Origin of the sequence: Vibrio sp. 10N.222.48.A3, from assembly GCF_041475345.1 — a bacterium.
Classification (GTDB): Bacteria; Pseudomonadota; Gammaproteobacteria; order Enterobacterales; family Vibrionaceae; genus Vibrio; species Vibrio tasmaniensis_A.
Window position 1 is genome coordinate 1 of the sequence record NZ_JBFRVX010001362.1, and the last position, 341, is coordinate 341.

The 341-nt window shown below is 39.3% G+C and carries 1 pseudogene; it reads right to left on the reverse strand.

Annotation, left to right across the window (positions count from 1 at the left end):
• Positions 1-244: pseudogene (locus tag AB4653_RS26375) on the reverse strand (hypothetical protein); the annotation flags it as partial.
• Positions 245-341: the final 97 nt, after the last annotated feature.

Here is a 341-nt window from a genome sequence, read left to right on the forward strand (position 1 = left end):
GGTATGGGATTTTTTTGATATGAGCTACAAACGCCTTAAACCATCCTTTCCATTCAGAGTCATATTCGTTGGTCATTTTTCCATTTAAATAATTGAAACCTTTTTGTGTAAAAGATACGCATGTTTGCGTGTCGTTGAATTCTAGATACCCCTCTGAAACCAGTTGTCCTAAGATGTCCCTTACTAACATGCCAGAGCGCGGGTAAACATCTAATGAGCGCTTTTTTACTTGTGGCTTACTCAAGTTAATTCGCTTTTCTTTCACGTGCTCTAAATAGTGATTATTTATAGGGGCCACTTGGTGATTTTTGGTGGTAGGCCAGAGCCAATCTAAAAGGTCG